At 44.9% G+C, this 17,980-nt stretch carries 19 protein-coding genes and 2 pseudogenes; 6 read left to right on the top strand and 15 right to left on the bottom strand.

Going from position 1 to position 17,980, the window contains the following annotated elements:
* Positions 1-155: 155 nt before the first annotated feature.
* Positions 156-395, top strand: a complete 240-nt coding sequence (locus PAEVO_RS19945; RefSeq protein ID WP_100539106.1) for a WGxxGxxG family protein — start codon at positions 156-158, stop codon at positions 393-395.
* Positions 396-572: 177 nt separating this feature from the next.
* Positions 573-1,019, top strand: a complete 447-nt coding sequence (locus PAEVO_RS19950; protein WP_100539107.1) for a DUF6199 family natural product biosynthesis protein — start codon at positions 573-575, stop codon at positions 1,017-1,019.
* 892 nt (positions 1,020-1,911) lie between these two features.
* On the opposite strand, the gene PAEVO_RS34820 is transcribed toward PAEVO_RS19950, so the two are convergent.
* The 7 genes from PAEVO_RS34820 to PAEVO_RS19995 form a co-directional block, all read right to left on the bottom strand.
* The gene (locus PAEVO_RS34820) at positions 1,912-2,265 is read right to left on the bottom strand and encodes a helix-turn-helix domain-containing protein (protein WP_347708122.1); all 354 of its coding nucleotides are present in this window, start codon (positions 2,263-2,265) and stop codon (positions 1,912-1,914) included.
* On the bottom strand, positions 2,262-2,522 hold the full coding sequence (locus PAEVO_RS19970; RefSeq protein ID WP_100539109.1) for a hypothetical protein: 261 nt from the start codon (positions 2,520-2,522) through the stop codon (positions 2,262-2,264). The genes PAEVO_RS34820 and PAEVO_RS19970 overlap by 4 nt, the downstream gene beginning before the upstream one ends.
* A 367-nt stretch (positions 2,523-2,889) precedes the next feature.
* On the bottom strand, positions 2,890-3,537 hold the full coding sequence (locus PAEVO_RS19975; RefSeq protein ID WP_100539110.1) for a hypothetical protein: 648 nt from the start codon (positions 3,535-3,537) through the stop codon (positions 2,890-2,892).
* A 276-nt stretch (positions 3,538-3,813) separates the two neighbouring features.
* Positions 3,814-4,011, bottom strand: coding sequence for a hypothetical protein (locus tag PAEVO_RS19980; RefSeq protein WP_100539111.1), 198 nt, complete (start codon positions 4,009-4,011; stop codon positions 3,814-3,816).
* A gap of 187 nt (positions 4,012-4,198) precedes the next feature.
* Positions 4,199-5,005 (bottom strand): hypothetical protein, encoded by an 807-nt coding sequence (locus PAEVO_RS19985; protein WP_100539112.1) that lies wholly within the window; start codon positions 5,003-5,005, stop codon positions 4,199-4,201.
* A gap of 148 nt (positions 5,006-5,153) precedes the next feature.
* A complete protein-coding gene (locus PAEVO_RS19990) occupies positions 5,154-5,705 on the bottom strand; it encodes a hypothetical protein (RefSeq protein ID WP_133120336.1) in 552 nt (183 codons plus the stop codon).
* Between the two features lie 291 nt (positions 5,706-5,996).
* Positions 5,997-6,677 (bottom strand): hypothetical protein, encoded by a 681-nt coding sequence (locus PAEVO_RS19995; RefSeq protein WP_100539114.1) that lies wholly within the window; start codon positions 6,675-6,677, stop codon positions 5,997-5,999.
* Positions 6,678-6,766: 89 nt separating this feature from the next.
* Between PAEVO_RS19995 and PAEVO_RS20000 the strand changes: the two are divergent.
* A pseudogene (locus PAEVO_RS20000) lies at positions 6,767-7,105 on the top strand (tyrosine-type recombinase/integrase); the annotation flags it as partial.
* Between the two features lie 85 nt (positions 7,106-7,190).
* Here the strand turns inward: PAEVO_RS20000 and groL are convergent.
* The 3 genes from groL to PAEVO_RS20015 form a co-directional block, all read right to left on the bottom strand.
* Positions 7,191-8,819 (bottom strand): chaperonin GroEL, encoded by a 1,629-nt coding sequence (groL, locus tag PAEVO_RS20005; RefSeq protein ID WP_100539115.1) that lies wholly within the window; start codon positions 8,817-8,819, stop codon positions 7,191-7,193.
* 62 nt (positions 8,820-8,881) lie between these two features.
* A complete protein-coding gene (gene groES / locus PAEVO_RS20010; RefSeq protein ID WP_006212454.1) occupies positions 8,882-9,163 on the bottom strand; it encodes a co-chaperone GroES in 282 nt (93 codons plus the stop codon).
* 278 nt (positions 9,164-9,441) lie between these two features.
* Entirely contained in the window at positions 9,442-10,260 is an 819-nt protein-coding gene (locus PAEVO_RS20015; RefSeq protein WP_100539116.1) for a nucleotidyltransferase domain-containing protein, read from the bottom strand.
* Between the two features lie 201 nt (positions 10,261-10,461).
* Between PAEVO_RS20015 and PAEVO_RS20020 the strand changes: the two are divergent.
* Both PAEVO_RS20020 and PAEVO_RS20025 read left to right on the top strand, forming a co-directional pair.
* Positions 10,462-11,630: pseudogene (locus PAEVO_RS20020) on the top strand (helix-turn-helix transcriptional regulator).
* The gene (locus PAEVO_RS20025) at positions 11,599-12,414 is read left to right on the top strand and encodes a WYL domain-containing protein (RefSeq protein ID WP_100539117.1); all 816 of its coding nucleotides are present in this window, start codon (positions 11,599-11,601) and stop codon (positions 12,412-12,414) included. The pseudogene PAEVO_RS20020 and the gene PAEVO_RS20025 overlap by 32 nt, the downstream one beginning before the upstream one ends.
* 176 nt (positions 12,415-12,590) lie before the next feature.
* Here the strand turns inward: PAEVO_RS20025 and tatC are convergent, their stop codons facing one another.
* The 5 genes from tatC to PAEVO_RS20050 all read right to left on the bottom strand — a co-directional run bounded on the left by tatC (position 12,591) and on the right by PAEVO_RS20050 (position 15,563).
* Positions 12,591-13,364, bottom strand: coding sequence for a twin-arginine translocase subunit TatC (gene tatC, locus PAEVO_RS20030; protein ID WP_100539118.1), 774 nt, complete (start codon positions 13,362-13,364; stop codon positions 12,591-12,593).
* A 72-nt stretch (positions 13,365-13,436) separates the two neighbouring features.
* Entirely contained in the window at positions 13,437-13,673 is a 237-nt protein-coding gene (locus PAEVO_RS20035; RefSeq protein ID WP_076324711.1) for a twin-arginine translocase TatA/TatE family subunit, read from the bottom strand.
* 218 nt (positions 13,674-13,891) lie between these two features.
* The gene (locus PAEVO_RS20040) at positions 13,892-14,383 is read right to left on the bottom strand and encodes a MogA/MoaB family molybdenum cofactor biosynthesis protein (protein WP_076324712.1); all 492 of its coding nucleotides are present in this window, start codon (positions 14,381-14,383) and stop codon (positions 13,892-13,894) included.
* Positions 14,384-14,432: 49 nt separating this feature from the next.
* Entirely contained in the window at positions 14,433-14,909 is a 477-nt protein-coding gene (moaC, locus tag PAEVO_RS20045) for a cyclic pyranopterin monophosphate synthase MoaC (RefSeq protein WP_071222520.1), read from the bottom strand.
* Positions 14,910-14,912: 3 nt separating this feature from the next.
* Positions 14,913-15,563: a 5-formyltetrahydrofolate cyclo-ligase gene (locus tag PAEVO_RS20050; RefSeq protein WP_243390833.1), complete on the bottom strand. Its 651-nt coding sequence runs from the start codon at positions 15,561-15,563 to the stop codon at positions 14,913-14,915.
* Positions 15,564-15,849: 286 nt separating this feature from the next.
* Here PAEVO_RS20050 and PAEVO_RS20055 point away from each other — a divergent pair, with 286 nt between their 5' ends.
* Positions 15,850-17,802: an ABC-F family ATP-binding cassette domain-containing protein gene (locus tag PAEVO_RS20055; RefSeq protein ID WP_100539119.1), complete on the top strand. Its 1,953-nt coding sequence runs from the start codon at positions 15,850-15,852 to the stop codon at positions 17,800-17,802.
* Positions 17,803-17,980 lie beyond the last annotated feature (178 nt).

The following is a 17,980-nucleotide window of genomic DNA, read 5'->3' on the forward strand; positions in this document are numbered from 1 at the left end:
AAAGTAAACCTTTCGGTTTACGAATTGCCCGGGTATCCGACAAGGATTAGCGGTCACTATTCTTAAGTCCTAAAAAAGGATTATTAAGGTTTATTATGGGCACCATAATGTCGGTACCTGCCCATACATTTTAATACTGAAAGGAGGTCAACAACTTGAAGAAAATCTGTATGTCTTTTCTTGCTGCGTTGAGCATTGCTTTAATGCTGGTTGTCCCTGTTTCCGCCGAAAACAATAACATGAATGCAAATGACATGGACACAAACAACGTAAACGCAAGAAGCTATAACACCAACGCAGCAAACAATGATAATGACACAGACTGGGGTTGGCTTGGATTAATAGGCCTAGCTGGTCTTGTTGGTCTAAGACGCCGTACCCCGGAGCGCCATTAATTAAAGCGAAGAACCGAGGAAACGAAGGTAAAGTCCTGCTCAATTAGAGCAGGACTTTTTTTTCTCTGTAGTTCCCTTTATCTCTTATAACATTTACTCCCCATTCTCCATGTTCACTTCTCTTTACTGAAACCTCCATTTTGTCACTGCGTATGTATCATCAAGGGGCTGATTTACATGTTTTGGATGTTTTTTGGCGTCGTTATCATTATACTTTGCCGATATAACTTCAAAAATCCGGATTCCGATTGGGTTCGATGGGGAAAAAAATTACCGGACGACTACGAACAGGATGATCATGATTTATTAAAAACCCAGGTTGGTGCATCAATAGGTGGATTTTTTGGTGGTATATTGATTCTAATGGGGCTATCGACTCTGGTGCAGGGAGGTAACGCTATGCCATGGGGCACACTTTTTCTTTTTGCTATCGTCTTGATAGGCATTGGCATTCTTGCTAGAAAGTATCCGACATTCGGATGGAGAATGAATGAGGGATGGAAAGTCAAAGGAGATTCTGAACCAAGCGATACTTATATTGATTTAGTGAAATTCGGTGGATTAATTTCCATTTGCTTGGGATCGATATTTTTTGTGCTTGGAATGATGACTTTATTGCTTTGATATTTAATGCAGCGATCTTATCCGCCTTTTTCGCTTGGAACCGAGTCATAACGGATTCAAAGTCAGATATACCCTTAAGCGTTGTTTACCCAGATAGAGGAACGCGAGATGGAGGACGTTGTCGGTAAACTGAAGGATAGCATATAGACATGTACTCGTGTTCAAATAAATTATAGTAAGTTTTACCCCCCTTTGATATACTGACATTATTACTTTAGTCATGGGTGCGTGATCAGTCAAATGTGGGATAAAGAACTGAAAATAGCCATACAGAAGAAGCAAAATGTGACGATATACCTTATTGATGGCGCAGTATTACAAGGCATACCTGATGCTTGTACAGATCGCTTAGAGATGCGGAGTGTTTATGGGCCAGTCTGGGTACCATTCGAGGAAATAAAACATGTGAGTCGATTAATACGACTAGACGTAGAAAAGAAACTACTTGGGCATAGCTAGTAGTTTCTTTTTGCTATCTATAAATGAAATGTACTTGGGTACCCCTCCAAATAGTTACCTCCCCAGCTTCCTGCTCCTCGATTGTCAGATGGATATATGACAGGACAGCAGGGATTTTCTTACCGATGCCTTCAGTTATTCTTTTTTAAGGATAGTCAAGTTGGCATATATTTGTAAATCACTTCTCTGTAATTGTCGATACAAGAAAAGAGACCCCGAGAGGTCTCTTTTTCATTGATATGACAGGCTTTTGGGGCCTTACTTACATCATGCCGCCCATGCTTTTGGGTGGTTTTCTGTTTCCCCCCATTGTTAAAAAGTCCGGTGTATCAAGGATTTCGGTCTGTTGATTCCGTCGGATATTACCGAGTAAAAATGACTATGTGGGGAAATGTGTGGGGAATGTGGTAAGCCGAGTTTACTGGATATCTTATCATCCCTTGTTATTACCCTCTAACCAATTAATAAACGCTTTTTTAGGGATAAGGATAGTTCGCCCTACTCGTACATAGTGAAACTGATTAGAATTTATTAGTTCGTACGCTTGTTGTTGACCAATCCCTAGTATTTGTTTAATATCAGTTGGCCTCATCACCTCAGGGAGATCCCTCCAAGAATCATCACATACCCCTGGTAATTTGAAATCACTCATTTGGGTCTTATGATCTTCTTCTTTTCTCTCCAGTCGCTTGATATCATCTATAATCAATTCAATTTCCCGGTTAACATATTGCTGCAGATCAACGAGCCTTCTTTTCAGAAATTCAATTTGTTGTTCAGTGTTCATTTAATTACAAACTCCTTGGGCAGGCAGTCGTCAACTGACAGTTGTTGCTTCCGTACTGCTTCTCTTCTTGCTTGATTAATAACAATTTTAGCAAGAGTTCTATAAAGGTCATCAAGCGCGCTCGTTGGTTCATCACATTTCGGTATGACGATGCCTATAAGCCCATGTTTCCCTGGAATATACTTCGTGACTCTTTCCTTGATATCTTGTACCTCTGATTGCTTTTGTTTTGGTATAGAATTTCGTGTTATTTTCATGGCGTACCTCCAATGAATTTTATAGTTACTCTCAATTAATTCATCGGACAAAAGAAACCCTCTGCGAATCCCTTCCGCTTTCTTTTTGCCTATTATCTCACCTCAACTTCCGAATTTTGATCATTTTTTTCACTTCGCTAGTTCGGCTGCTTAATTTCGAAGCAAAAATTAAAAACGCCCCCAATTCGGACAGACCGAAGCGGAAGCGGAAGTATTTTTTAAAATTAAAATCTAGCGAAAAATCGGGGTCGTCCGCACCCGCAGTGTTCCTGAGGTGCTGGAAGGACCCGAAGAACGTCTGTGCTCCTTGTCTTGCCCTTCAATTATAGTATTTGCTTATTCAAGAAGGTAATAAATCAAATATGATTCATTTATGTAGCTTTAAGACCATACCATCAAATTTTTCCACCTCAATAATATGCGAAATATCCGATATATCCCCAATGTCCAAACAGAATGAGGTATCAGTTTGAACACCAGGCAAAATTACTCGATACTCTCTTTGATAAGCAAACTCTTTACGTTTAAAAAAGAAGTATCTAGGGTCGCTGTTGCGTTGAGCTAAAATTCGCTCACGAGAAGTAACATTGAAATCTTCATATACTACACTTTTTTGAAGTACATTAAGATCGGATTCCTTCGCAGCATTAAAAATTCTCCTTTGAAACTCCCCGATATTTGCTACTATTAGAGCATATCTTCCGAAGTCTTTAATAATGTTCTCGATGTCTTTGCCACCGAAATCTAAAACACAGTCTACCGAATGTTCCTCTTCTTTTACGATACGTAATGAAGTAGAATCAATCTGCGTAAGGCAAAACAAAGGCATTTTCAAATGAGCATTCAGACTAATAGAAGTTGATATAACCCCTTCAATTTCAACCTCTTCATTAGTCTCTGGATCGGTTATAATGACACTCGCACCATTTAGAAGCTGTGTCATTTCGTATTTATCGCCTACACCTGGGTAACCAGTATTTCTTTCTAATTCTTTGAAGAATCCGCCGTTGTTCATATATAGCCGACCTTATTGAATCGACTCAAGGTGATCTAAGTTGACTTTGAATTTAATGAACAAAAAGATTTTATCCTTTGGCAACTCTACATTCACTCTTATCACCCTTCTTATTTTGTAATATCGCAATTATATCTAAGCTTATATTCTTGTACCATTCTTTATTTAATTCGATATATGACGGACAGATGTAAATAGATTGATTTCTTATCACTCGAATCACCTCCTCCCCTCAGAATTTACTTAAAAGAAAAAGCACCCACAGGGGTGCTTTACTTAAAGGATACGCTGTCCTTTTGTTTTTCTTCTATCGACCACATAATTGACATTATCCAAGTTTATAGTACATTCTTTCAATTCAATCCATCCCGTTTTTTGATGCTTAATGCGCTCAAGTACCTCTGATGCATCATCACCAACATCAATCGTCCGGATATTATTAGTTCCGTTAAAACAAAAAACTAATTTGCTCATTGGTAATTTTCACCCCCTCGACATCACAATTCGACATCCAGAAGGGCATTCCTGCATTTCCCAATCAAAGGATAAACTCCACAAACGCCGGCGAACGCAGCATACCTTTCTTAGTCCAGTTGATGACCTTCTGCCAGGGCGGGCATCTGCTGCTCTACGTAATGACCGTTGCATATCACTCAATGAATCACTTACGCTCCGCATATATCATGAGAAGCTCCGAAGAGAATGGATCAGGCTTTGAAGTGAAAAATATTCTTTTAAAATATTTGGCTAGCTTTTTCAGTAATACACTGGCCGCAACATCATCCTCATTCCAACCATAGCAATAAAACATGAAATAATCGGATAGGTTCAATTGTTGCTCAATATAATCAATGAACATTATTTCTTTCTGATTCAAAATAATCGGGTCTATATCGTCGAGGAAAGGCTCATATTGAAAGACAGCACTCCCCATGATTTCCATTTCCCCTACTTTCATTTCGTTTGTAAATGCTACAATAAATGGATTCAACAGAGATTTTTCATATAATTTTTTATATAGATCATAGATTTTTATTTTTGTATCTATATCGGATAGCATCGCAGCAATAATCATCATATTTTTTTTGTAAACCACATTCAAGGAATCAAAGACAGAAAGCAAACTAGATAATAACTCATTACTTACCTTGCTTCCCTCATTGGGATAACGAAGCTCATAAACTAATTTTTCCTTTTTATGTGCTTCTTTATTCTCAACTCCACTGTAATAGACATAAAATTGATACAATGATAATTGAATGTTTATGTTTTCAACGATAACATCTGCTATTACCTTTGGGTCGAATACTGATTCCGTGAACTCTATATCACCATCAACAATTGTTCGGGTTACTATTTTATTGTCTCTGACAGAATGCACTTCCTGTTTAATCGTATCTTGATGCATAGAAGCAACATCATATTGATCGTTAAGTGCCTGCCTATCGATTTTAGAAAAAATCTTCATTTTAATAAAACTCCCTTAAATAGGATTTATCAAACCAGGTCAACGAATGGCTGAATAAAAATGGCGTGCAGTCTTGTGCGCTGCACGCCAATAATACACTTTTGTTCACGCGTCATGATCTCATTACTTTAAGTAGTAACGAAATGGTTTATAAGTACCTTTCGTTATCGAAGAAAATATCTGCGTCAGACCATCCACCTAATAAAGAAACAGTAGCATAACCCTTCCACATTACCAAATCAGTATCATAATCTATGCGTATATCGGTTTCTTCTGTAACATACACCACCTTATTTGGTGGGAAAGGAACGTAATTAATCTCCTCTCGTTGGCCTTCTACATTTGTGGAAAAAGCCGCATAACCCCTGACCCTGTTGATTAAGGTAGCTATGTCACCACCTTCAACCCATACTTCTAAGTGTACGGAAACATGGCCGGTTACACCATTAACTTTGTAAAACCCGTATGTAGGACGTACTTTAACAACAGCAACATCAACGGCTTGAACGCTTGCTCCAGGTGTCGTACTTGGTCTAGTAACCTCAACTTCGATTACCTCAGCAGTTTCATTGAGCTTCTCGATTACTCGATTGGCTTCTTCTTCACTTAGCTCTGAAATTGGGGTGGTAGATCGCCCTTCTGTGATTGCTGTCTGTAAGTGTTTTTCCTCAGGTGAAACCTCGGCTGAAACGACTCCCATAGCCGAAAAAACTAGAGCAAATGCCAACAAGAACGTCCCTAGTTTAAGTGTGTTCTCCTTTCTTTAAGGATGGATATTCATATTAATAAACAACTCCAAACATAAAAAGGTTACGCTTTTTTAAAATATCTTTAGGAATATCAATAAAATAGGCCGGCCCAATGGCCGACCCCGATCACCAGGGCATTCATGCCCCTGTGGTGTCCTCTTCTCGATTTCCTAGTTACAAATATACACGATTATGGAGAGTGGCTAGAATCACTCGAGTTGATCCTCTTTAGCCAGCATTTTCTATGAATAATATCCTATAGCCAATTCGCTTTTTACTGCCTCTGTTAAGTTCTTTATTAGCTTCTTTTGTGGCTGAACTCTTCCCATTACTTCCTGAGTAAAAATAATATTGGCGTATATTTGGTTTAATTCGCTCATTATTTTATGGGTCTCTTCACTCAAAAAAATCCTATTAACAAGGAATGTGTTTTTAGCATTATTCACTGCATCTTTGGTTCGAATATATTCAAATTGTTCAAGGTACTTAATCAGTTCACGTATTGTATCTTCTCGATTTTTATTTTCCCAATCTTCAACAAAACGATTTGCAATATGTACAGGGATATCTGCCTTTGATAAATTATAGGCTAAATCTTGCTTATCATAAAAATCTTGAAGAGTAATATTAGGTTGAGTTAATAACCTTCTAACATATCCATCAGCACGAAGGAATAGATCATATAGTTCTGCGTAAATAGCGTGTTTCCTTGATGTATACAGTGAGAAGTCTTGTACTTTTCTTTGAAAGTCAAATTTGTTGTTTTCCAAGAGAACTTGCAGTTCAAATTTATGATCTTCAAGCCTCTTATTAAAGCGTTGATCCACTAATTTCTTAACAAGATATTGAACCCCAGCCCAAATAGCCCCAATTAATGCAATTGATGAAATTATAATTTCTTTCCACTCTACTTGAATTATCATGATTCACCCTTGATAACAGAAATTCTTTATGTATGAACATTATATACCACATCCTTTTAATTCTCACAATAAAAAGGCAATGGCAAAAGGAAATCATGATGGAGTACCGGACTACCTACCATGACGGTGATTTTGTAATAGCCAAGACCGACCCCTTAAATGCTGGTTATCCAGAATTTATCAAGACAATAGAAAATCGTATGCGCCGGTTACTTAAGCTTGCCGGTTTGAATGAAAAATTAACTCCTCACTCTCTCCGACATACCCACACTTCATTACTTGCCGAGGCTAAAGTCGGACTAACCGAGATTATGGAACGTCTTGGACATAAGGACGATGACACCACTCGTAATGTCTATACGCACGTAACAAAGACCATGAAAAAAGAAGCTTCCCACAAGTTCAGTGAACTCATGAGAAGCCTCTAATCATGTTACTTATGTGGGGAAAATGTGGGGAAATGGCCTTCCCCATATTCATAAACCCTTATAAATCAAGGGATCATACCCCCTCTTACATCATGCCGCCCATTCCACCCATGCCGCCCATGTCAGGCATAGCTGGTTTTTCTGGTTCTGGCTTGTCAGCGATAACCGCTTCAGTTGTCAGGAACATAGCCGCAACGGAAGCTGCGTTTTGAAGAGCGGAACGCGTTACTTTCGCAGGGTCAACGATACCTGCTTCGAACATGTTCACCCAAGTGTCTGTAGCGGCGTTGTAGCCGATACCGATCTCTTCTTTTTTCAGACGCTCAACGATAACAGAACCTTCTTTACCAGCGTTTGCTGCAATTGTGCGGATTGGCTCTTCCAGAGCGCGCAGAACGATGTTCACGCCTGTTTTCTCGTCGCCTTCTACTTGCACACCAGCAACAGCGTTGTATACGTTAACGAGCGCTGTACCACCACCGGATACCATACCTTCTTCAACCGCAGCGCGGGTTGCGTTCAGGGCATCTTCGATGCGCAGTTTGCGTTCTTTCAATTCCGTTTCCGTAGCCGCGCCGACTTTGATAACCGCTACGCCGCCAGCCAATTTAGCCAGACGCTCTTGCAGTTTTTCTTTGTCGAAATCGGAAGTGGTCTCTTCCAATTGGTTGCGGATTTGCTTCACGCGAGCTTCGATGTCTTCTTTGTTGCCAGCACCATCCACGATGATGGTGTTCTCTTTGGTTACGCGCACTTGACGAGCAGTACCCAATTGATCGATGGAAGCTGTTTTCAGGTCGAGACCGAGCTCTTCCGTAATCACTTGGCCGCCAGTCAATGCAGCGATATCTTGCAGCATGGCTTTACGACGGTCACCGAAGCCAGGAGCTTTAACAGCGACAGCGTTAAACGTACCGCGCAGTTTGTTCACGATCAGCATCGCTTGCGCTTCGCCTTCGATGTCTTCCGCAATCAGAACGAGCGGTTTGCCTTGCTGTACGATTTTTTCAAGGATCGGCAGGATCTCTTGCGTGTTGGTTACTTTTTTATCAGTGATCAGGATGTATGGATTCTCAAGAACAGCTTCCATCTTATCCGTATCGGTAATCATGTATGGAGAGATGTAGCCACGGTCGAATTGCATACCTTCTACAACTTCCAGCTCTGTCAAGAAGCCGCGGGATTCTTCAACGGTGATGACGCCGTCTTTGCCCACTTTATCCATAGCTTCTGCAATCAGTTGACCTACTTCTTCGTCAGCTGCGGATACGGAAGCGACTTGAGCGATTTCCTGGTGGTTTTTAACTTCTTTCGCGATGTTTTGAAGCTCAGCCACAGCTGCTTTAACCGCTTTGTCGATACCCTTACGGATGATCATTGGGTTAGCGCCAGCTGTTACGTTCTTCAGACCTTCACGGATCATAGCTTGTGCCAGAACCGTTGCTGTTGTTGTACCGTCACCGGCAACATCGTTGGTTTTGGTAGCTACTTCTTTAACAAGCTGAGCACCCATGTTCTCGAATGCATCTTCCAGCTCGATTTCTTTAGCGATGGTTACACCGTCATTCGTGATGAGCGGGCTTCCGAATTTCTTCTCAAGAACCACGTTACGGCCTTTCGGTCCGAGTGTTACTTTAACTGCATTTGCCAAAGCGTCTACACCGCGAAGCATTGCGCGACGGGCGTCTTCACTGAACTTAATGTCTTTTGCCATGGTATTACATACCTCCCTAGTGGATTATGAAATAGTGAACCAAAGATATATTCAGGCGTTCATTAGCCTAAGATCGCGTGGATGTCGCTTTCTTTCATAATCAAATATTCTTTACCTTCGTATTTGATTTCTGTTCCAGCGTATTTGGAGAAAATGACGCGGTCGCCTTCTTTAACTTCCAAAGGTACACGTGCGCCGTCTTTCAGGGAGCCACTGCCTACAGCAATAACTTTACCTTCTTGCGGCTTTTCTTTAGCAGAGTCAGGAAGTACAATCCCGAATGCCGTAGTTTCTTCTTGTTCGATCGGTTCTACCAATACGCGTTCACCTAAAGGTCTGATCATGAAAAAATAGCCTCCTTTAAATATGTTGTGATGCTTTTTTCAAAGCTTTATGTATTAGCACTCGACAACCCTCAGTGCTAACAACCAATTTTATGATACTCAAGTTGTCTTAAAATTTCAAGTCCTTTGCATGATTTTTTGATCATTTTTTTGCAATTGGGACTCTGATCGGGGTTGTCCCTAAACCCCCTTCTCCATTGTATCCATGGCCAGCCAAAATATGCCTGATTCGTAAGGTACAACTGTACGGCTGAAAACCAACTAACCCTCCCCTTTCGTCAAACCTTGAATAACTGCGGTCCGCCTGTACCCCATACTGCAACCAGTGCGTTCCGAAACAAAGCATCCAGCCTTTGATCCAGATCCATATCTTGATGCTTCTTATCCTTGACCAGCAGCTCATATCCGTTCAATTTCTCTTCGATGAATGCGTTAATAATAGGAAGCTTCGGTTCAACATCCATCTCTTCACCCGAACGTTTGCGAAGAAGCAATTGATTGATCTCCTGTTTCAGTGCACTTCCCTGATCTAATAGGCGATCCGTAAGCAGCTCGAATTCCATGGGAGGCATCTCGTTATAGGTCTGAATCCAGTCGCATGCCAGAATCGGACGCAGTACGTAGAAATACTTTTTGATCTTAACGTCTCCCCCTTGCAAATACATCCGGTAATTGCCCTTGGCCATGTTCAGGTAGTGGTGCATGCAAGATTTAGGCGAGAAGGCAAGCGGTGATATGCTGCGGATTTGCTGGGCGATGCCAAGCGTCTCCTTATACTTGATGGGGGACTCCAACCACTCGAGCAGGGGAGGATTCGACTTACGAAAAAGCCCCAGTGCTTTTTTCAAATCCCAACCGCTCATATCCAGCCTGTCGCTGATCGGCCGCTCAATCACATCTCGCTTGTCGAATATGGATAAATACCAGTCCACGGGTCTGATGTAGATAAACCTTACGTCATAATCGCTGTCCATCGACGGGAAGCCCCAGGCCCTGCTGCCTGACTCGCAGGCATACAGGATAAGAACCCCTTCCTCCCGCTCAATCAGATCAAGTTCTTGCTGAATTGTCGATTTCATTTCCTGCGTTATATTCATATCCGAAATCTCTCCTTTAGTATGTGCCGTGTGATTTCCGATATTCTTATTGTCTTCCAAGCGTTCCTATTTCAACAGGGCGAAAGTATGGCGATAACAAAAGTTGTTACAATATCCTTCCTTTATGCGGTTCCATATCCTTGCTACAATAGTTACAGACAGGATCACGTACGATCTAATATATGATTTGAGGGAGGCGCCATGGCTCGGGAAAGCTTCGATAAAGAAATCCAGTTCCTTCGCATTCTGGCGCTGGCCGGAGGAGCATACAACCGGCAACAACTGGCCGATCGCCTTGGTATTTCGGTACATACCTATGATAAAACGCTCAGAAATTTAAAAAACATGATCGAAACCCTTCAGCCGCAGCTCTCAGACGAACAAAGCGCCACCTTGTCCGAGGGACTGCGCTATTCTTACCACGAAACCGCGGATCCGCTCCTGCTGCTGCTGTTCCGCGGCAAATCGCTTAAGGCCTCGGAAAGCTTAAGGCTGTCCATGATCCTCACCCAGCTGCAGCATCAGCAGTTAACCGCGAAAGAACTGATCGACCTATGCGGCGATCACTTCCCTGACGGGGAATCCCTCCCCGATGAGAAGACCATACGCGGGGATCTCAAATACCTGGAGGAAGTCGGAGTCATCGTGAAGACAGGTGCAGAACGGCCTTACCGGTATAAGGGAGCCCGTGATCTGATCGATTCATTGTCGGATGACGAGCTCCTTGATCTGTACGATTATGTCGACGTCATGTCGAACACGCAACTCCCATCCGTGCAGGGGTATATGCTGCGAGACAACTTAAAAAGGGCCTTGCGCAATCGTGACATCACTGCACACTCGGCCCCGGCCTATATTTATAAATATCATTACCCTTCACGCATATTGGATGAGGCGCATCTGCACACCATTTTTCAGGCCATCACCAAAAGAGCAAAGGCAGGCAAGGTCTCATGAAGTTTCGCATGGAGGGATTGACTCAGATCGAAGAAGGCGAAGCGGTTGAAGAGGAAGTCTTCCAACAGCGATTGGAGGAAGTACTGGCCGAATTCGAACACAGCTGGGTTACCGATACCGGTAGTCCCACCAAGGTCGTGGCCAGATTCTATAACCCGGAGGACAGCAAAGTGAACTTCGTCCTGAATCGAGTCAAGACACAGGGACAATGGGGGACTATTACCATGGAATCCGACGTTTCATTTCTATATGAAATCGAAGTGAACGGCACTAGTGAAATTAAGCCCTGGCTCCGGAGCTTTGGCTCCAGCTGCGAGGTGCTCAAGCCCCGCTCCCTTCGCCTGGAGTTCATCAAGGAATGGAAGGAGATTGCCGCTTATTATGAGCCAGAATCCGTTCGAGAAAATTTTTAATTATCAGATTATGACGCGACTTGAGGAAACCGACTCGATTGCCATAACGGCACAAGAACGGGGATGGCTCAAGATGATGCTGGTGCACCCTGAGGCAGCTAACGCCTTTACACCTAAAACCTTGAAGCGACTCGAACAAATCCTTCACATGGAGCATAGCGGTGCCGAGATGAAGGAGATTATCCTGGAGAAGGCCAAGGGACAAGAACGAAGCGTATACCATCCCCATCTTCGAACACTGCGAAGAATGATCATGCAGGATCAAGGCTTTCGCTTAAGCTACCGCACAAAGCTTGGAGAAACGCGCAGCAATCAGTCCGGCTTCCCGTACAAATTAGAGTATTCCATGATCAAACGGGAATGGATGCTGATCTGGTACAGCAAGAACCGTAGAGGGCTTATGTACACGAAGCTCGAACATATTCTATATATCCAAGGGACTTCACTCCCGTCTTTTCGAATCGACCGCATTAAGGAACGGCTGCAGAAGCTGATAGAAAATCGGGAGAAGCAAGCCCTCATTGAAATCCATCGACGATACCATGCGGAATTGTCACGGATCCTATACGCCTTCTCCTGTTTTGACAAAACCGTGCATTATGATGAAAAGTCCGACACCTACCGCATTAAGGTCTGTTATTTGGAGGATGAGTGCGACTTTCTGCTCTCCCGTATTCGCTTTCTCGGACTGCGGGTGAAAGTCGTGGAAGGAAGCACGCTGCAGGCCCGGATGCAAGAAACCGCAGCGCTGGCTCTGGGGAGATATGTTCAAGATGAAGGTTAAGACGTTATGAAATGTTTCCCTTGAAGAACGAGAACGGATGCAATGATGAAGTTGATTTCTACCCATTCGATCCTTGAACAAAAAAACAACCCGCAAACCATACTCCGTGGAGTGAGGTTATGCGGGTTGTTCTTATTCTCATGCGATCCTATTTTGCAAAACGATTATAATCTCTGTTAATCCTCTTCGTCTACCCGTACGTACCGGTTGTCCCGTTCCATATCCGCCTCTAATTGCTTGCGGTAGATCACGGAAGACAGGAACACGCTGAATTCGTAGAGAAGCAGCAGCGGAATCGTGACCAGGAAATCGGATATGAAGTCCGGCGGCGTAATGACAACCGCAATGAATACAAGAGCGAAATAAGCCACTTTGCGCATCTTACGAAGCCGCAGCGGGTTCAGAATGCGAATTCTCGTTAAGAACATCACCACAAGCGGCAGCTCAAACAGCAAAGCCAGCGGCAATACGAGATTGAACATAAAATTCAAATAATTTGTAATTCCGTACGTTTCCTGGAGCCCCATGCCCTGCGTAATCGCCGTCGTGAACGACAGTGTCATCGGAAACACGATGTAGTATCCGAATGCAATCCCCACGATGAACAGAAGAAATGCATAAGGCACATAACGAATGGCCGCTTTCTGCTCTTCTTTGCGAAGTCCCGGCTTAACGAACGCCCACAACTGATAGAAGATCAGCGGAACGGAAATGACGAGTGAGAAAATGGCAGCGATTTTCATGTAGATCCCGATACCATCCCAGAAGGAGAAGGCATGCAGTTCAAAGTTCTTGGCTTCTTCGGCCGCCGTCAAATAGTGATAGATCGGGTCCGCAACAAACAGCCCCCCGATCAGTCCTGCTACGAATACCACGAGCACGATTATAATTCGTTTGCGAAGCTCGCCCAAATGCTCCACAAGCGCCATATCTTTCACTTGCTCCGACATGTTAACCACCACCCTATATGTGACCCTGACAAAACAAAATCCCTCCCGAAGGAAGGGACTTCAAACCTTGCATTATTCCGGAAGACGCTTGTCTTCAACCTTGGTTGGTTCAGCAGCAACGGCTTGCTGGGGAGCCTCTTCTTTCTTCTTCGCCGGCGCATCGTCAGCAATAATCTCGCGGGCACCGTCCTTAAACTCCCGGAATGTTCTTCCGACCGCGCGTCCCAGTTCAGGAAGCTTGTTCGGTCCGAACAAGAGCAGCGCCAAAATGACGAGTAAAATAATACCCGGCACTCCAATTGTACTCATATCGATTCTCCTCCTCGTCCTGCTCAATGCCTTCAAAAGGACTTCAGGATGATCTAAATCCATCATGCCTTGCACTACAACAGGTGTTAACTAATGACCATAATCCGACTACAGCAGTTGAAACAAGCTCATATATCGCCATCATACCATAATGTAAATCACATATACAGTCTAGAAACGTGACAGATTATTTACATAATTATCTAATAGGATATCACTTAGAGCTGCTCGCGATACTGGCCCGTTACCATCAGCAGTGCCTCCGGAAGCTGATCCATGACCGCAGCCAGATTCTCGTGCACGCCTTTTGGCGAGCCCGGGAGATTGACAATCAAGGTGCGGCCGCGGACGCCGCATACGCCCCGAAACAGCATCGCGCTCCGATTCTTCTGCATGACGGTAGCGCGCATCGCTTCCACAATGCCGGGCACTTCGCGTTCGATGACCCGCTTGGTTGCCTCCGGGGTAACATCCCGGACCGCCAGCTCCGTTCCGCCTGTCGTGAGGACGAGATCCACTTGATAATAATCCGTCAGCTCGATCAATGCCGCGATAATTTCATCCGGCTCGTCCGGTACGATCCGGTATTCAATAATTTCTCCGCTCAGCTCTTCCTCCACCAATTCCCGGATCACTTGAGCGCTCGTATCCTCGCGTTCCCCCCGCGAACCTTTATCGCTCGCCGTCAGGATCGCCGTTTTCCACACCATCTGCCCTCTCTCCTTCCCACTCGTCCGATTCTCCTGTCTCTATTCAATGCTATGTTGTTTCTTGTATGTAATCCCCGCTCTTCCCACCGGTTTTGCTTACCAGGTAGGTAGGGCCGATGACCATGTCTTTTTGCAAGGCTTTGCACATGTCATAGACCGTCAGCGCAGCGGCGGAAGCTGCGGTCAAGGCTTCCATTTCAACGCCGGTTTTGCCTGTGGTCTTCACAGTCGTTTCTATATATAACTCATCTCTAGCATTATCGCTGAACTCCACATTCACGCCGGTCAACGGCAGCGGATGACACATCGGAATCCAGTTCGACGTATTCTTGGCAGCCATAATGGCCGCAACCTGTGCTACGGCGAGCACATCTCCTTTGCCGATCTTCCCCTCCTGGATGCGAATCAGCGTATCCGGATGCATACGGACCGTGGTCTTCGCTACCGCTGTCCGGGCCGTTACATCTTTATCACTAACATCCACCATGCGTGCTCTGCCTTGGCCATTAAAATGACTCAATTCCATCTCTTATCCCTCCGCTGCAGTTCCGGCCTTCACGGTATGTCCCAGTTCCGTAACCAAACCGTCCAGTACCCTATCATGTTCTTCCATGGGAACATGCTCCAAGACCTGAACCTCGTAACCGATTCCCACCCACAAGGGCTTCACGATCTGACGAGAGTTGTCTTGTGCTCCCTGGTTAAGCCTGTCCGACAGCCGGTCATAATAACCGCCTCCGTACCCAAGCCTTCCGCCCTTTCTGTCAAACGCAAGCCCGGGTACCCAGATGATATCAGGTCCAGGGTGATTCCATTTCTCCGACCGCAACGGATCTGGTTCCGGAATGCCGTAGGCTCCGGGGATCAGTTCGTTCCATGCCTGAAGCTTATACAACTCCATCGAACGGTCTTGGGGCAAACTCCGCGGGACGATAACCTGAATCCCCTGCTTCCATGCCCATTCAACAAGCGGCCGGGAATCCAGTTCGGAGCGAAAGGGGACATAGATCATCATGCTCTGAAGTTGAAACCGATTCATGACCTCCGAAGCAAACTCGCAGGCTTGCTGCGACCGCTTTGCCCGCTCTTCCTCAGATAATTCATCCCTTCGCAATGCCATCGCTTTGCGCAGGGCAGCTTTTGCGGATACCCGCTTCAAATCTTCCTCAGGGTTCAACACGTGATCTTTCCTCTCACGCTTATAATTAAGTTTAGTTTACCACTGTTCCTTCCTTTAGCCAAGAATGCCGGAAGTCGCCAATCATGGTCGATTGTTCGGTCATTTTCATGTACACTTAATTTAAGATATCAGATCGTATAGACTTCAAAGCATGACCATCCTGATATCGCAAAAAAAACAGCTTCCAAAAACGGTCTGTCTTCTGAGAGTGTACGTCGGTAGACGTTTTTCTTATAATGAAGAATTAATGGTACAAACATATAGAATGATGGAGGTTTCACATAACATGCTGCTGCAAGCCAATGGCATTACGAAATTATACGGAGTTACGCCCGTGCTTGACGGGATCAATCTGCAGGTGCTTGAACGCGAAAGAATCGGCCTTGTCGGAGTCAATGGAGCCGGGAAATCGACGCTGCTCAAAATATTGGCCAGCGAGATGTCTTATGATGGCGGACAAATCTTCAAGGCTAAGGAAACTACCGTTGGTTATCTTGCCCAGAACAGCGGGCTTCAGTCCGATTCGTCGATATGGAACGAGATGCTGGATGTCTTCACTCCCCTTCTGGAGATGGAGCGCGAGCTGCGTCAGATGGAGGAACAAATTGCCGACCCGAAGTCGAGCGAGGATCCAAAGAAATACCAGGAGCTTCTGGATCGTTATGCGATCCGTTCGGACTGGTTCAAGGATCAAGGCGGTTATGAGATCGAAACACGCATCCGCAGCGTGCTGCACGGCATGGGATTCGGCAGTTTCTCGCCGGATACGTCCATTGCCACATTAAGCGGCGGGCAGAAGACAAGGCTGGCCCTTGCAAAAATATTGCTGCAGGCACCCGATCTGCTCATGCTGGACGAACCGACGAACCATCTGGATATCGCCACCCTCACCTGGCTGGAGGATTATTTGCGCGGATATTCCGGCTCGTTGCTTGTCGTATCCCATGACCGCTATTTCCTGGATCGTCTGGTAACGACCATTGTGGAGATCGAACGCCGCCATTCCAAAAAATATACGGGCAACTACAGTCGGTATATTGAACTGAAGGCAGCGGAATATGAATCCCAGCTGAAGCAATACGAGAAGCAGCAGGATGAGATCTCCCGCATGGAGACCTTCATTCAGCGAAATCTGGTCCGGGCCTCTACGACCAAGCGCGCACAGAGCCGCCGCAAAGCGCTGGATAAAATGGAACGGCTCGACAGACCGCTGGGCGATTTGAAAAAAGCTCATTTTTCTTTTGAAGCCGAGTATATGTCGGGTAAGGATGTCCTTCATGTGCGGGATCTTGCGCTTGCGTTCGAACAGGACAAGCCGCTGTTCCGACAGGTTTCCTTTGATCTCAGCCGCGGGGAAACCGTAGCTTTGATCGGTCCCAACGGGGTTGGCAAATCGACGCTCCTGAAATGCCTGATCGGTACCTTGAAACCAACGGGGGGATCGCTTCAATGGGGGACAAAAGTGAAGATCGGCTACTACGATCAAGAGCAATCCGAGCTGAATCCGAGCAATACCGTTCTGGAAGAGCTATGGGGCACCTATCCGCATATGGAAGAAGCCCGTATCCGCACCGTTCTGGGCAACTTCCTCTTCAGCGGTGAAGATGTGCTCAAGAAGATCAGTTCCTTAAGCGGCGGGGAAAAGGCACGAGTCTCGCTTGCCAAGCTGATGCTCCTGGAAGCCAACATGCTCATCTTGGACGAGCCTACGAACCATTTGGACTTATTTGCAAAAGAGGTTTTGGAATCGGCACTGATGGATTACGAAGGCACTTTATTGTTCATATCCCATGACCGTTACTTCCTTAACAAAATGGCCGAGCGCATCATCGAGCTTCATCCGGACGGCATTCAACATTTCCTGGGTAATTATGACGACTATACCGAGAAAAAGCAGGAAATTCTCGATATGAATGACGAACCTTCCGAGCCGTTTGCTCGTCACACCCTGAAACAGGAAGGGAAAGCTGAAGCTGCCGTCGAGAAACAGGGAGCCGTTTCCTTTGAAGCCGAGAAGCAAGCAAAGCGGGAGGAGCGAAACCGTCAGCGCAGACTTGCAAGCCTGGAGGAGCAAATTCACGCCCTGGAATCGGACATTACTCAATTGGAAACCGAGATGACATTGCCGGAGATCTATCAGGATTATATGGCACTCCAAGAGCGGCAGCAGTCGTTAGAGGAGAAAAAGAGTCAGCTTGAGCAAATTTTTGCCGAATGGGAGTCATTGCTGGAAGATTAAAAAAAATTCACAAAAGTGTTTCAAATGGAGTTTTGCACTTATACACAAACTTATCCCCAGTAATGGTGCATAAGTTTACCATGAAAATGGCCGAAACGGCCATTTTTTTGTTATTATACGCGCATCCTTGGTCCTATATCCAGCTTTATCCACTAAGTTATTCACATTATCCACAGTT

It is taken from the genome of Paenibacillus sp. GM2FR (genome assembly GCF_002803325.1).
GTDB classification, from domain to species: Bacteria; Bacillota; Bacilli; order Paenibacillales; family Paenibacillaceae; genus Paenibacillus_AQ; species Paenibacillus_AQ lautus.